Source organism: Pseudomonas sp. JUb52, assembly GCF_004341115.1.
In the GTDB taxonomy this organism is placed as follows: Bacteria; Pseudomonadota; Gammaproteobacteria; order Pseudomonadales; family Pseudomonadaceae; genus Chryseomonas; species Chryseomonas oryzihabitans.
Map to the genome: position 1 here is coordinate 497,290 of NZ_SLYS01000002.1, position 14,919 is coordinate 512,208.

A 14,919-nucleotide genomic window follows, 5' to 3' on the forward strand; every position below is an offset into this window, starting at 1 on the left:
GCGCCTGCGAGCGACCTCGAGTCTTGTTCGCGTCCGATCACGGTGCGATTGCCAGGTCGGAGGACCGGGGATCACTGCGGGCGGGTAGCCTGATGCGGAACCAGATGGCGTACATGGCCGGCAGGAATACGAGCGTGAGCACGGTGCCTGCGAGGGTGCCGCCGATGAGGGTGTAGGCCAGGGTGCCCCAGAACACGGAATGGGTAAGCGGGATGAAGGCCAGCACGGCCGCCAGTGCCGTGAGGATCACCGGCCTTGCGCGCTGCACGGTCGCCTCGACCACCGCCTGGAAGGGTGGCAGGCCGTCCTGCTCGTTCTGGTGGATCTGCCCGATCAGGATCAGGGTGTTGCGCATCAGGATGCCCGAGAGCGCGATCAGTCCGACCAGGGCGTTGATACCGAAGGGTTGCTGAAAGAGGATCAGCGTTGGCACGACCCCGATCAGCCCCAGCGGGCTGGTCATGAAGACCATGATCATCGCGGCCATTGAGCGCACCTGCAGGATGATGATGAGCAGCGTCAGCGCGATCATCAGCGGGAAGATCGGCAGCATCGCCGCCAGCGCCTTGCCCGATTCCTCGATGGCGCCCGCCTGCACGATTCGATAGCCCGCCGGCAGGCGATCGATGATCGGCTGGAGTTGCTCGAGCACGGCAGTGGATACGTCCGGCGGCTGCAGCTCCTCGGCTATGTCGCCGCGCACGGTGATGGTGGGCACCCGGTCACGCCGCCGCATGAGGGGCTCTTCCATCTGCACCTCCACGTCGCCCACCTGCGACAGCGGAATACGCTGCCCCTGAGCGCCGACCAGGGTGAGATCACCCAGCCGCGCGGGGTCGAGGCGAACGTCGCCCGCCGCGCGGGCCACCACCTGGACGGTGCGGATATCTTCGCGGACCGCCGTCACCGGCACGCCACTGAGGAGGAATTGCAGCTGCTGTGCCACGGCGTTGGAACTCAGCCCTATCGCTTGCAGGCGATCCTGCTGCAGCTTGAAGCGCAGCACCGGCGTACGGGTGCCCCAGTCGGTGTTGACGGTGCGCATCATCGGACTGGCACGCATCACCTCCTCCACCTCCCCCGCCACCCGACGCAGCACCTGCGGATCGGGGCCGCTGACCCGGTAGGCGACCGGGAACGGCGAATAGGGCCCGAACACCAGCTGGGTGACCCGCAGCCGCGCCTCCGGCGCAAGCCCGGCGGCGATGGCCTCGCGCAGGCGCACCTTGAGCGCTTCGCGGGCCTCGGGGTTGTCGGTGCGGATGATGATCTTGGCGAAGGACGGATCCGGCAGTTCCGGGCTCATCGCCAGGAAGAAGCGCGGCGCACCCTGCCCGATGTACGAGGTCACGATTCGGGCATCGTCCTGCTGGGCGAGCCAGGCCTCGACCTTGGCCGTCGCCCGCTCGGTCTCGGTGATCGAGGTGCCATAGGGCATCTGCACCTCCACCATCACCTCGGGACGATCGGAGATGGGGAAGAACTGCTTCTTGACGACCGCCATGCCCAGGATGGCGCCGACGAACAGGGCTATTACCAGCAACGCGACCAGCCACTTGCGCGCGATCACCTGGCCGAGCACTCGGCGAAAGCGGTTGTAGCGTGGCGTGTCGTAGAGCGCGGTGTGCCCGCCTTCGACGGTCCTGGTTTCCGGCAGCAGCTTGACGCCCAGGTAGGGCGTGAACACCACCGCCACGACCCAGGAGGTGATCAGCGCGATACCGACGATCCAGAACATGTTGCTGGTGTATTCGCCCGCAGCGGACTGGGCGAAGCCATTGGGCATGAAGCCCACGGCCGTTACCAGGGTGCCGGCCAGCATGGGGGCGGCGGTGTGGCTCCAGGCATAGGCCGACGCCTTGATCCGGCTATAGCCCTCCTCCATCTTCACCACCATCATCTCGATGGCGATGATGGCATCGTCCACCAGCAGGCCCAGGGCCAGGATCAACGAGCCCAGGGTGATGCGATCGAAATTCTTGCCCGTCGCGGCCATGATCAGGAAGACCGCGGCCAGTGTCAGGGGCACCGCAGCGGCCACGACGATGCCCACGCGCCAGCCCATGCTGACGAAGCACACCACCATCACCACCAGCAGGGCGACGAAGAACTTGACCATGAACTCATCGACCGACGAGGCGATGTTGACCGCCTGATCGGTCACCTTGGTCAGGCTCATGCCCAGTGGCATCTCGGCGTTTATGGCGCCGACTTCGCTTTCGAGTGACTTGCCGAGATCCAGGCCATTCCAGCCGTCGCGCATGACGATGCCCAGCAAGAGCGCCGGCTCGCCACCGCTGCGGATGACGAAGGTGGCCGGGTCCTCATAGCCACGCTTCACCGTGGCGATGTCCGCCAGCTTGAAGGTACGGCCTTTGACGATCACCGGGGTGTCGCGAATGGCATCGAGCTGGTCGAAGGCGCCGTCGAGACGGACAAACACCTCGGGGCCGCGGGTTTCGATGGAACCCGCGGGGGGTCAGGACATTCTGGGCATTGAGCGCGGCGAAGATGTCTTGCGGTGCTACCCCCAGGGTCGCCAGGCGATCGTGGGAAAACTCCACATGGATGCGCTCGGTCTGCTCGCCCAGGATGTTGACCTTCTTGACCCCCGGCACATGCAGCAGACGCTGGCGCAGCGTCTCCGCCTCGCGCGCCAGCAACCGCTGTGGCTCACCCCGGGCCTTCAGCGCGAAGAGCGCGAAGGTGACGTCGGCGTACTCATCGTTGACCATTGGCCCAATGACTCCGGCGGGCAAGGCCTTGGCTTCGTCACCGATCTTCTTGCGCGCCTGGTAGAACTCCTCCGGCACCTCGGCGGGCGGCGTGCTGTCGAGCAGCGTCAGGGTGGTGAAGGCCAGGCCCGGACGGGTATAGGTTTCGGAACGATCGTACCAGCGCAATTCCTGCAGGCGCTTTTCCAGCTTCTCGGCGACCTGATCCTGCATCTCCTGCGCCGTGGCACCCGGCCAGGCCGTGATGATGGTCATGACCTTGACGGTAAAGGCTGGATCTTCAGCCCGGCCTAGTTTGAAGAAGGCCAGCACCCCGCCGACCGAGATCAGCAGGATCAGAAACAGGGTGATGGAGCGCTCGCGGACGGCCAGCGCCGACAGATTGAATCGGCTGTCGCTCACGGCTGCTTTCCTTCCAGGGCACCATTGGCATCTGTGGCCAGGCGGATCGTTTGGCCGTCGTGGAGCAGATGAACGCCGAGGGCTACGACCCTGTCGCCCCGCTGCAGCGGCCCCTCTACCAGAGCGGTGTCATCCGCCACCTGACGGACCCGCACGGGCACCCAGGCAACCTGCTCGGGCGAGCCCTGGATACGCCAGACCCCCGCGCCCTTGCCCGCGTCGTACAGCGCCCCCAACGGCACCTTCAAGGCGTTCGCCCGCTGCACGGTGTCTTCCGGAATGCGCAGTGTCACCGTTGTGCCCAGGGGAGCGCTGGCCAGCGCCCCTTCGAGCACATAGCGCGCCTCGAAGGTACGCGTCTCCCGGTCGGTGCTATCCGACAACTGCCGCAGCCGTGCCGGTCCCGGCTGTTGAGCACCACCCAGACGGCTGGCTTGTGCAGGTGAGCCAAGCGCTGGACGCAAGGTTTCCGGTAGCTGGACGACGACCTCGCGGGCACCCGCGCGGGCCAGGCGCACCACGCTCTGTCCTGCCGCTACGACCTGCCCGGGCTCGGCCAGGGTGTCGACCACGGTGCCATCCGCATCGGTCACCAGGACGGCATAGCGGCTGGCGTTGAGCGCGACTTCGGCCTGGGCTTCGGCAGCCTTGAGCTGGGCCCTGGCGGTATCCGCAGCGGCCTTGATCTGATCGTAGCCAGAGACCGAAATCGCCCCCGTGCCTCGCAGATCTCGATAGCGCGCCTCATCGTCTGCCGTCTGGCGCGCCCGCGCCTGCGCAGCTGCCACGGCTTCGCGCTGAGCCTGCAGGGCCAGCTGCAGATCGATGGGATCGAGCTTCAGCAGCGGCTGCCCGCGCTTGACGGTTTCCCCGATGTCCACCAGACGTTCGGCGACCTTGCCTGGCACACGAAAGCCCAGATCGCTCTGGATCCGCGCGGCGACGACACCGGTAAAGGTGCGGCTAGCGTTCTCGGCGGGCTCCGCCACTGCGGCTCGCACCAAAGGCGCCTGCGTACGGGGATCGCCTTGGGAAGGGGCGTTGCACCCGCCAAGGGACAGCGAAAGGACTGTAGCCACCACAGCGGTGGAGAGCGGACGGCGCGCGAACATGAAAGCTCCGAGAGGATGCCAGCAGAGCGCGCAATGTGATACGAGTGACTATTTTAGTCAATAGTCACAAATCGATTTAGGGTGCGAGGCTCCGCAGCACCAGGTTCGCCAACTGGGCAGGAGCGACGTCGAAATGCTCGAAGCTGTGCTGGAGCAGCAGCGGATTCAGGTAGGGTCGCAATACGAGATAGGTCGCCAAGGTCACATCGTCGATCGGCGTCTTGCGTTCGAATTGTCCCTCCCAGCGGCCTTGCACCAGGATCTCCTTGAGGAGCTCCTGCACCCGAGCTTCGTAGCCGATCGTGGCCGGCCAGCGACCCGACACCGCGGAAATGGCGATTTCGTACAGCTTTCGATCGTCTGAAAACAGCTGCAATGTCGCCATTGGCAGGCTCTGGAATAGCCTTCTAAGCTTCTCGGGCGGTTGGGTAGTCGAGGCCACTGCGGCCCTGGCCACTGCCTCGATACCGCTCAGGCAATCCGCACAGATGGCCTCGCCGATCGCCTGCTTCGAGTCGAAGAATTTGTAGATGTAGGCCTTGGAAAACCCGATGCTCCTGGCGAGTTCGGACACCGTGGTCTTCTCGTACCCGTAGCGGCTGAAGTGTTCTTTAGCTGCCACCATGATCTGGTGGCGGACGTCGTGCTCGGCCGGTCCGCGGGCCTGGCCGGATGAAACGGATTCGGTAGTCATGGGATGGGCGTTCCAACAGTTGCAAAATGAAACGGAAGGTGACCAATATACATAATGGTCACTATAACCGTTAGGCGTTGCTCAGGATAAAAGCCCATGCGCTCCAGACTCCAGATTATTCTGCTCACCAGCGCCACCCTGGCGAGCGGCTGCACAGTCGGGCCCGACTACCACGCCCCGGTAGTCGCCTTACCGGCAGCCTTCCAGCAGCAGCCGGCCGCTGCGCCGCTGGCCGATCAGGCGCTTGCTGGCTGGTGGGACCGTTTCGACGATCCGCTCCTGAGTCGCCTGGTAGAGCAGGCTCTTGCGCAAAATCTCGACCTGACCCAGGCCGACGCACGCATTACCCAGGCGCGCGCCGGCGTGACAGCGGCCAAAGCCACGCTGTTGCCGGTAGGCGATTTCGGTGGCCAGGCCGGTCGTGCCTATCAGTCGCTGGAAACACCGCTTGGACGGGTCCTCGATTCATCGCCCGGCTACGACAGGAGCGGCTCTTCCTATGAGGCCAATCTCGGCGCGAGCTGGGAGCTGGACGTATTTGGCGGCCTGCGCCGAGGTCGCGAAGCTGCTCAGGCCGACTACCAGGCCACCTTGGCCGGCGCCAGTGCCGCACGCCTGGCGGTGGCGTCCCAGACGGCCGATCTGTACCTCGACGTACGCGGTCTGCAGACCCGCCTGGCGATCGCACGGCGTCAGGTCGATACCCAACAGGGGCTGCTGTCGATGGTCAGGCTCCTGAATGGCAAGGGGTTGGCGACCGAACGAGAGCTTCACCAAGCCGCCGGTGGCCTGGCGGAGGTGCAGGCCTCGATACCGGTCCTGCAAGACGCGCTCGAACGGGCGCTGAATGCCCTCGATGTCATGTTGGCGAAGCCGCCTGGCACCTATCGCACAGCACTGGCCAGGGTGGCGCCCATCCCGGCGGCGCCGCGTATCGAAACCGCAGGCAATCCCGCCGACCTGCTCCGGCGGCGTCCCGATCTGATGGCGGCGGAGCGTCGACTGGCTGCGGCCAATGCGCGAATCGGCGTAGCGGTTGCGGAGTATTACCCCAGTTTCACCCTGAGTGCCCTGCTGGGTAGTGCCACCTCGATTTCGAGCGGTAACCTGTTCAGCCACGACGCCAACCAGGCCCTGGGGACCCTCGGCGTACGCTGGCGGCTGTTCGACTTCGGTCGCATCGATGCCCGGATCCAGGCGGCCAAGGGCCGAGATGCGGAATTGCTGGCGGCATACCGGCTGGCCGTATTGCGCGCTACCGAGGATGTCGAAGGTGCGCTGACCGGTCAGCTGAGACGCGAAGAGCAAGCCTCGCTACTCGCCTCCAGCGAGCGCTCTCTCGCTCAAGCACGCCAGGCCTCTGCCCTCGCCTACCGCAGGGGTGTGGTCAATCTGGTGGAGGTGCTGCAGGCGGATGAGCGTCTGCTGCGCACTGCCGATGCACGGGCCCAGGCACAGACGGCAACCGCCAAGGCTGCCGTGGCGACCTTCAAGGCTTTGGGCGGCGGTTGGGAAGCCTCGGCCGCGGCGCCGGTTGCCCTGCAGGCCAGCGCGCCGTCAACCCTGGCGCCCGCTGAATGACGGATTCGATAGCGCATTCCGATCACTGCGGTCTGGGTCGGACAACGATCCGACTCAAACAGGATTGGCTCACCCGCGGCCGAGCTGTCTGGTCAAAAAACCCAGACTCTGCACCGCGATCGTCCTGGCGCTCCGGGTCACACTGAGGGACCGGCCCAGGCTCGGCTCCGCGCCTGGGCAACGGGACCGCCTGCCAAATCTCTCGGACATGCCATGGACACCTTGGCCCTCTACCTGCTGCTGTGCGGCCTCACCATTGCCAGTCCCGGTCCGGGCGTGCTGCTCACGGTCAACAACGCCCTGCTGCTGCAGTGGCGCGGCGCCCTGCCAGGCATCCTCGGTGTGATGCTGGGCATCCTGCTGGTAGCCATTCTGGCGAGCACCGCGCTCGGCGCCCAAATGAGCAGTTCGCCGCGGGCGCTGCAGGGGCTGCAACTGCTCGGCGCGCTCTATCTGGGCTGGCTGGGTCTGAGTCGCCTACGCCAGGGCTCGCTCTCAGGCCAGTGGACCGGCAAGACCCGGCCGGCGATCGGCGCTGCCAAACGTCTCCGCCAAGGGCTGCTGGTGTCCCTCACCAACCCCAAGCTGATCATCTTCTTTCTGGCGCTGTTTCCGCCCTTCATCCAGGCCGACCGCCCGGTGCTGCCACAGCTGGTGCTGCTGGTGACGACCTTCTGCCTGTCGAGCCTCCTCATTCACTGCAGCTACGCCGGGGCTGCGGCAGCCTTGAGTACCCGCCTGACCGCGGGTTCTACCCTCGCGCGCCTGAACCAGGCGGCGGGCGGACTCTTTCTGCTGTTCGCCGCGCTGCTGCTGGGTGCGGCCCCGGGTTCTCCTGGTGCCTAGTGGCGACCAGGGTGCGACTGGCGTCGTTGGACGCTTGCCGCGGCCGTGACCGCTCCTGTCGCAAGGCGGCGAAACGCGCCTGGGACAGCGGTCGCTGCAGGTGGAACCCCTGGGCCTGGTCGCACCTGAGATCGGCAATGCGCGCCAATTGGCCGGCGGTCTCGATGCCCTCGGCCACCACCGTGAGCGACAGCGCCTTTCCCATGCTGACGATGGCCTCGACGATGGCCGCGTTGCTCTCGCTCACCTCGATGTTGGAGACGAAGCTGCGATCGATCTTCAGGCAATCGAAGGGATAGGTGCGCAGATAGCTCAGTGAGGAATAGCCGGTGCCGAAGTCGTCCATGGACAGCCGTACCCCTAGCGCCTTGAGCTTCTTCATCAGCTCCAGGGCGCCCGCGGCGTCGTCCAGCAGGACGTTCTCGGTCAGCTCCAGCTCGACCCGCGCCGGATCGATGCCGGTGCGCTCGAGCACCTTGCGGACCCGCGCGACCAGGTCGTCGCGCTGGAACTCCAGCGGCGACAGGTTGATGGACACGATCAGCTCCGGCTCCCAGAGCAGCGCCTGGCTGCAGGCCTCCTGCAGCACCCAGTCGCTCAGGCCGAGGATCAGTCCGGTCTCCTCCGCCACCCCGATGAACTCGGCAGGTGCCAGGCGCCCGCGAGCGGGATGGTCCCAGCGCACCAGGGCCTCGGCGCCCAGCAGGCGCTGGCTGCTGGCGTCGAACCGCGGCTGGAAATCCAGCTCGAACTCCAGCCGCTGCAACCCCAGGCGCAACTCGGTCTCCAGCTGGCGCCGTTCGAGGATGCGCTGGTTCATGGTGGGCTCATAGAATCTCAGGGTGTTGCGTCCGGCGGCCTTGGCTTCGTACAGGGCGATATCCGCATAGCGCAGCAGATCCTCGGCGCTGTGGCCATCCTGAGGGGCCTGGGCGATGCCGATGCTCGCGCCGATATTGATGTCATGCTCGTGGATGCGCATGGTCCGGCCGATGCCTTCCAGCATGCGGTTGCAGAGCAGGCTCACCTGCTCGGCGCTCAGGCAGCCGTTCACCGCGATCAGGAATTCATCGCCGCCGATGCGCGCGACCAGATCCCCCTCCCGGACGCTGGCGCGCAACTCCCGGGCGACCTGGCAGAGCACCTGGTCGCCCGCCCCATGGCCGAGGGAGTCGTTGACCGGCTTGAAGCGGTCCAGGTCGAGGGCCAGCAGATGCAGCGGCTGGCTGGCATTGACGTTCTCGGCAAAGCGCTGCGCCAGGTAGCGGTGCAGCTGATGACGGTTGGCCAGTCCGGTGAGGGCATCGTGCTGGCTGATGTGTTCGATGCGGGCCTTGGCCTCGATCTCCTCGGTCACGTCGCACACGGTGCCGCGAAAGCCCGCCAGCAAGCCACCACTGATGATGGGCTGCGCCGAGAGCTGGCAGTACCTGAGCTTGGCCTGGGCGTCGCGCATCTCGCAGGGCAGCGGACGCCGGCTGCGGCCGGCCGCCAGCGGCGTCCGCGCCACCTCCTCGACCTGGCTCGGCGCATAGCCCAGCAGCTCGTGCAACGGGCGGCCCAGCCAGTCCTCCCGACTGAAGCCGGTCACCGCCACGAAACGCTCCGAGAGATAGACCAGCCGCTGTTCGGCGTCGGTCTCCCAGATCCAGTCGGACGAGGCCTCGGAAACGGTGCGAAAGCGCTGCTCGCTGTGCCTCAGGGCATCTTCGGCCACGTCCGTCTGCAGAGCCGCCAAACCGACCCGCCGGCGCAGATACCAGACCATCAGCAAGGCCAGGCCGCACATCACTGCCAGCAATGGCAGGAATTGCGCCAGGAGCCGCTGACCCATGCCATGGACGGTCCAGTTGAAGGTCACGGCGATACCTGGATCTGATCTCACAACCAGCGTCGCCCGCTGCGAGGCGACAGGGGGTTCGCCCGGCTGCGCGGTCAGATTGTGCAATTCGAAGGTCTGGCCGAGCTGGGCGAGCTTGTCCGGTGTGAGGATGTCGACGAAAACCATATAGGACAGCCGCTTGAAGTCCTGGTAGGTGGCATCCGGGCGGATGACCGCGGCCAGTACGCTGGCCGGCTGGCCATCGATGAGAAAATAGCCCTGGGCATAGCCATCCTTGGGCGACCGCTCCCGCGCCTGGGCCAGCAGCGCCGTCTGGTCGTCGCCGAGCCAGGTGTCCAGTTGCATCTTGCTGCGACCGCCACCGACCACGGAATAGCGGGTGACCCCATTGGGCGCCAGGATGAAGGCGCCATTCACCCCGTAGCCGCTGTAGAGGGACGGCCCGACGTTGTCCTCCTCGTAGGCCCAGTTGACGTCCACCTTCTTGCTGGTCCGCGCATAGGCCTCCAGCCAGAAGGAGTAATCGGTCAGCACCCGGCCCAGTCTGTCCAGCCGCATCTCCAGTGCCCGCTGGGCATCCGCCTCGCTGTGATGGCGTTGCTGCTCGTCGATGCGCGCGCACAGATCGAACAGCATCCACCCTGCCAGGGCAAAGATGAGGGTGACCAGGGCGAAGAAGCCGAGGGAAGCCTGACGGGCGACACGATTGAGTTGGGTAGGCACGGAAGCGACCTGATGCAACGGATTGAACGGGGCGGCGGACGTTCAGCGATAAAGCTGTAATCGTCTGCTTTTTATATCGGCATAGCCGTAGCAGCCTTGAAGCGCCGGCATAAATATTCCGCAGAAACCCTGGCTAGAGCGGCCAGATTTGCACCATCCATGAGCACGGCGGCGCTCGACGCGCCAAGAACGCGCAGCCTTTGCTGGCCCTCTTGCTCAAAAACGACAGAGCGCCGCCATTCCCCCGGGCAAATGTTGACCTATCGGTCAGCTTTACCCACCATCAAGGCATTCGAGACCAGTTGGAGAGCGGCCGTGATCAGGTTTCTGCTGGACCAGGAGCTGCGCGTTGAAGACCAGCTCGATCCCAACCTTACCGTGCTGCAGTACCTGCGCGAGCGCTGTGGCAAGACCGGCACCAAGGAAGGCTGTGCCTCCGGCGACTGTGGCGCCTGCACCGTGGTGCTGGCCGAACCCGACGGCGACCGGTTGCGCTATCGCACGGTCAACAGCTGCCTGACCTTTGTCGCGGCCCTGGATGGCCGGCAGCTGATCAGCGTGGAGGACCTCAGGCACCAGGGCCGCCTGCACAGCGTGCAGCAGGCCATGGTCGACTGCCACGGTTCCCAGTGCGGCTACTGCACCCCGGGTTTCGTCATGTCGCTGTTCGCCTTGCAGAAGAACGTGGCCGCGCCCGATGACGCCGCGACCCACGAGGCCCTGGCCGGCAATCTCTGCCGCTGCACCGGCTACCGGCCAATCCTGGCCGCGGCCGAACAGGCCTGCGCCCAGCGCCAGCCGGACCAGTTCGATGCCCGCGAGCTACAGACCTTGGAGCGCCTGCAAGCCCTGGCGCCGCAGCCCGAGACCCGCCTCGAAGGGGCCGGTCGGCGCAGTCATAGCCCCACCACCCTGGGCGAGCTCGCCACCCTCTACCAGGCCCATCCCGCGGCCCGGCTCTTGGCCGGCGGGACCGACCTGGCCCTTGAGGTGACCCAGAACCATCGCCGCCTGGAGACCCTGATCTACCTGGGCAACCTGCCCGAGCTACGCGGTGTGAACGTCAGCGCCGACCTTATCGAGATCGGCGCCGCCACCCCGCTGGCCGACTGTGCTGCTGCCCTCGCCGCCGACTACCCGGACTTCGGCGCCCTGCTGCAGCGCTTCGCCTCCCTGCAGATCCGCAACCAGGGCACCCTGGGCGGCAACATCGGCAACGCCTCGCCCATCGGCGACAGTCCGCCATTGCTCCTGGCCCTCGGTGCCAGCGTGCTGTTGCGCCAGGGCGAAGGCCTGCGCGAACTGCCGCTGGACGACTTCTTCCTCGACTATCGCAAGACCGCCCTGGCGCCGGGTGAATTCATCCAGGCGGTACGGGTGCCGCGGGCGCGTGAGGGCCTGGTCTTCCGTGCCTTCAAGGTGTCCAAGCGCCTCGACGACGACATCTCCGCGGTCTGCGCCGCCTTCGCCCTGGAACTCGACGGGGGTCGTGTCGCGGCGGTACGCATCGCCTATGGCGGCATGGCGGCCACGCCAAAGCGCGCCGCCCACTGCGAGCAGGCGCTGCTGGGCCAGCCCTGGGACGCCTCTTCCATCGAGCGCGCCGTTCAGGCCCTGGCCGAGGATTTCGCCCCGCTGTCGGATTTTCGCGCCAGCCGCGAATATCGTTTGCTGACGGCGCAGAACCTGCTGCGCAAATGTCACCTGGAGACCACCCAGCCCACGCTCGCCACGAGGGTCACCGCCCATGTCTAGCACCCTCCCCATTCGCACCCCCGAAGAAATGGCCGCGGCCTTCGCCGCCGGACTGGCCACCGGCGTCGGCAAGCCGCTCAAGCATGAGAGCGCCGCCAAGCATGTCAGCGGCGAGGCCCTCTACATCGACGATCGCCTGGAATTCCCCAACCAGCTGCACGTCTATGCGCGGATGAGCGAGCACGCCCATGCGCGGATCAAGCGCATCGATCTCGCGCCCTGCTACGGGATTCCCGGCGTGGCCCTAGCCATCACCGCCGCCGACGTACCGGGCCAGCTCGACATCGGCGCCGTTTTGCCAGGCGATCCGCTGCTGGCCGATGGCGAGGTGCAGTACCTGGGCCAGCCGGTGCTGGCGGTCGCCGCCACCAGTCTGGAGGCCGCCCGCCGCGCCGCCCAGGCCGCCCTCGTCGAATACGAGCCGCTGGAGGCCATCCTCGACGTCAAGGAAGCGCTTAAACGCGAGCACTTCATCTTGCCCAGCCACAGCCACCAGATCGGTGACGCGGCCGCCGCCCTGGCCGCCGCGCCCCACCGTCTGCAGGGCGAGCTGGCCATCGGTGGCCAGGAGCACTTCTACCTGGAAACCCAGGTGGCCTCGGTGATGCCCACCGAGGACGGCGGCATGCTGGTCTATTCCTCGACCCAGAATCCCACCGAGGTGCAGAAGCAGGTGGCCGAGGTGCTGGGCGTCTCCATGAATAGGGTCACCGTCGACATGAGACGCATGGGCGGTGGCTTCGGCGGCAAGGAAAGCCAGGCCGGGATGCCGGCGGCGCTCTGCGCGGTCTTCGCCCATCTCACCGGGCGTCCGGTAAAGATGCGCCTGCCGCGGTTCGAAGACATGCACATGACCGGCAAGCGCCATCCCTTTCACGTCGAGTACGACGTCGGCTTCGACGATGATGGCCGGCTGCTGGGCATCCGCTTCGAACTGGCGGGCAACTGCGGCTATTCGCCCGACCTCTCCAACGCCATCATCGACCGCGCCATGTTCCATGCCGACAACGCCTACTTCCTCGGCAACGCCCAGATCACTGGCCACAGATGCAAGACCCACCTGGCGTCCAATACCGCGTACCGTGGTTTCGGCGGTCCCCAGGGCATGCTGGCTATCGAGAACGTCATGGACGCCATCGCCCGCCATCGCGGCCTCGATCCGCTGGAAGTACGGCGGCGCAACTACTATGGCAAGGAGACGCGCAACGTCACCCACTACCACCAGGTGGTGGAAGACAACCTGCTCGACGAGATGACCGCGGACCTCGCGGCCAGCAGCGACTACCAGGCCCGCCGCGAGACCATCCGCGACTTCAACCGGAACAGTCCGGTACTGAAGAAGGGCCTGGCCCTGACCCCAGTGAAATTCGGCATCTCCTTCACCTCGTCCTTCCTCAACCAGGGCGGCGCCCTGGTCAACGTCTACACCGATGGCAGCATCCACCTGAACCATGGCGGCACCGAGATGGGCCAGGGACTCAACACCAAGGTCGCCCAGGTGGTGGCCGAGGTCTTCCAGGTCGACATAGCCCGCATCCAGATCACCGCGACCAACACCGACAAGGTGCCCAACACCTCGCCCACTGCCGCTTCCAGCGGCACCGACCTCAATGGCAAGGCCGCGCAGAACGCCGCCCAGACCATCAAGGACCGGCTGATCGACTTCGCCAGTCGGCACTTCCACGTCGGGCCCGAAGAAGTCGACTTCCGCAACGGCCACGTCAGGTTGCGCGATCGCCTGCTGAGCTTCGAGGAGCTGATCCAGCTGGCCTATGTCGGCCAGGTGTCGCTGTCCAGCACCGGCTACTACCGCACGCCCAAGATCCATTACGATCGCGACCAGGCCCGCGGCCGGCCCTTCTACTACTACGCCTTCGGCGCCGCCTGCTCCGAGGTGCTGATCGACACCCTCACCGGCGAATACCGACTGCTGCGCACCGACATCCTCCACGACGTCGGCGCCTCCCTGAATCCGGCCATCGACATCGGCCAGGTGGAAGGCGGCTTCGTCCAGGGCCTGGGCTGGCTGACCATGGAAGAACTGGTGTGGAACGACGCCGGCAAGCTGCTCACCGCCGGTCCCTCCACCTACAAGATTCCGGCGGTAAGCGACGTGCCACCGGATCTGCGCGTGCGCCTGGTGGAGAATCGGCAGAATCCCGAGGCCACGGTGTTCCACTCCAAGGCCGTGGGCGAGCCGCCCTTCATGCTCGGCATCTCGGTGTGGTGCGCCCTGCAGGACGCCGTGGCCAGCGTGGCGGACTATCGCTTCCATCCGGCGCTGGACGCTCCAGCTACCCCGGAGCGAGTGCTCTGGGGCGTGGAGCGGATGCGCCGCCTGGCCGCCGAGCTGCAGGCCGCCCCGGTCCCCGCCACGGAGGAGCCGGCATGAACACCAAACGCGGCTGGCTGGCCCTGCTCGCCGACTTTGAGGCACGCGGCGAACCCTGCGTGCTGATCACCGTGGCCGATGACCAGGGCTCCACCCCCCGCGACGCCGGCACCAAGATGCTGGTGGGACGCGAGGAACAGCACCTGACCATCGGTGGCGGCCACCTGGAATACCGCGCGGTGGAGATCGCCCGGGAAATGCTCGCTGCCGGCGTCCGTCAGCCACGCCTGGAGCGCTTCTCCCTGGCCGCCAGCCTCGGCCAGTGCTGCGGCGGCGTCACCACCCTGCTGTTCGAACCGCAATTGGTCCAGGATGTACCGGTGATCGTCTTCGGTGCCGGCCATGTCGCCCGCGCCCTGGTGCCCCTGCTGGCCGGCCTGCCCTGCGCGGTGCGCTGGGTCGACTCCCGGCCCCAGGAATTTCCCGCCGTGCTTCCCGCCGGTGTGGAAAAGGTCCTCACCGAGGAGCCGGTCGACGAGATCGCCCGGATGCCGGCGGGTGCCTACTACATCGTCATGACCCATAATCACCCCCTGGACCTGGAGCTGACCGATGCCATCCTCGCCCGCGGCGACCATGGCTATTTCGGCCTGATCGGCTCCCGGACCAAGTGGGCCAAATTCCGTCACCGCCTGGCGGCGCGTGGCCACGGCGCCGAGCGCCTGGCCACGGTGCGCTGCCCGCTGGGCCTGCCCGAGGTCCAGGGCAAGCTGCCGCTGGAGATCGCCATCGCCGTGGCCGGCGAGGTCATCGTCCACTACGGCCGCCAGGCCCAGCCGGCGGACCAGCCACTGCGCCTGGTCAATGCCGTGCCCAGCTGACCCCCTCTTTCGCCG

The 14,919-nt window shown here is 66.5% G+C and carries 8 protein-coding genes and 1 pseudogene; 5 read left to right on the forward strand and 4 right to left on the reverse strand.

Going from position 1 to position 14,919, the window contains the following annotated elements; translation table 11 throughout:
• Nucleotides 1–37: 37 nt before the first annotated feature.
• From EC839_RS05480 to EC839_RS05490, 3 genes and pseudogenes are all read right to left on the reverse strand, one after another.
• Nucleotides 38–3,137 (reverse strand): annotated as a pseudogene (locus EC839_RS05480) (efflux RND transporter permease subunit).
• Nucleotides 3,134–4,249, reverse strand: a complete 1,116-nt coding sequence (locus EC839_RS05485) for an efflux RND transporter periplasmic adaptor subunit (RefSeq protein ID WP_132832432.1) — start codon at nt 4,247–4,249, stop codon at nt 3,134–3,136. The pseudogene EC839_RS05480 and the gene EC839_RS05485 overlap by 4 nt, the downstream one beginning before the upstream one ends.
• 76 nt (nt 4,250–4,325) lie before the next feature.
• Nucleotides 4,326–4,943, reverse strand: a complete 618-nt coding sequence (locus tag EC839_RS05490) for a TetR/AcrR family transcriptional regulator (protein ID WP_132832433.1) — start codon at nt 4,941–4,943, stop codon at nt 4,326–4,328.
• A 96-nt stretch (nt 4,944–5,039) separates the two neighbouring features.
• Here EC839_RS05490 and EC839_RS05495 point away from each other — a divergent pair, with 96 nt between their 5' ends.
• The gene (locus tag EC839_RS05495; RefSeq protein WP_132832434.1) at nt 5,040–6,524 is read left to right on the forward strand and encodes an efflux transporter outer membrane subunit; all 1,485 of its coding nucleotides are present in this window, start codon (nt 5,040–5,042) and stop codon (nt 6,522–6,524) included.
• A gap of 213 nt (nt 6,525–6,737) precedes the next feature.
• On the forward strand, nt 6,738–7,370 hold the full coding sequence (locus tag EC839_RS05500; RefSeq protein ID WP_132832435.1) for a LysE family translocator: 633 nt from the start codon (nt 6,738–6,740) through the stop codon (nt 7,368–7,370).
• On the opposite strand, the gene EC839_RS05505 is transcribed toward EC839_RS05500, so the two are convergent.
• Nucleotides 7,276–9,936 (reverse strand): EAL domain-containing protein, encoded by a 2,661-nt coding sequence (locus tag EC839_RS05505; protein WP_256680943.1) that lies wholly within the window; start codon nt 9,934–9,936, stop codon nt 7,276–7,278. The two genes, EC839_RS05500 and EC839_RS05505, sit on opposite strands and share 95 nt — an antisense overlap.
• A 315-nt stretch (nt 9,937–10,251) precedes the next feature.
• Here EC839_RS05505 and xdhA point away from each other — a divergent pair, with 315 nt between their 5' ends.
• The 3 genes from xdhA to xdhC are packed head-to-tail and all read left to right on the forward strand — an operon-like array spanning nt 10,252 to nt 14,904.
• Entirely contained in the window at nt 10,252–11,691 is a 1,440-nt protein-coding gene (xdhA, locus tag EC839_RS05510) for a xanthine dehydrogenase small subunit (RefSeq protein ID WP_132832436.1), read from the forward strand.
• On the forward strand, nt 11,684–14,083 hold the full coding sequence (gene xdhB / locus EC839_RS05515) for a xanthine dehydrogenase molybdopterin binding subunit (RefSeq protein WP_132832437.1): 2,400 nt from the start codon (nt 11,684–11,686) through the stop codon (nt 14,081–14,083). Before xdhA ends, xdhB begins: the two co-directional genes overlap by 8 nt.
• Entirely contained in the window at nt 14,080–14,904 is an 825-nt protein-coding gene (gene xdhC / locus EC839_RS05520; protein ID WP_132832438.1) for a xanthine dehydrogenase accessory protein XdhC, read from the forward strand. The genes xdhB and xdhC overlap by 4 nt, the downstream gene beginning before the upstream one ends.
• Nucleotides 14,905–14,919 lie beyond the last annotated feature (15 nt).

Coding starts and splice junctions, on each gene's coding strand:
- EC839_RS05485 (WP_132832432.1), bottom strand. CDS start 4,249: ATGTTCGCGCGCCGTCCGCTCTCCACCGCTGTGGTGGCTACAGTCCTT.
- EC839_RS05490 (WP_132832433.1), bottom strand. CDS start 4,943: ATGACTACCGAATCCGTTTCATCCGGCCAGGCCCGCGGACCGGCCGAG.
- EC839_RS05495 (WP_132832434.1), top strand. CDS start 5,040: ATGCGCTCCAGACTCCAGATTATTCTGCTCACCAGCGCCACCCTGGCG.
- EC839_RS05500 (WP_132832435.1), top strand. CDS start 6,738: ATGGACACCTTGGCCCTCTACCTGCTGCTGTGCGGCCTCACCATTGCC.
- xdhB (WP_132832437.1), top strand. CDS start 11,684: ATGTCTAGCACCCTCCCCATTCGCACCCCCGAAGAAATGGCCGCGGCC.
- xdhC (WP_132832438.1), top strand. CDS start 14,080: ATGAACACCAAACGCGGCTGGCTGGCCCTGCTCGCCGACTTTGAGGCA.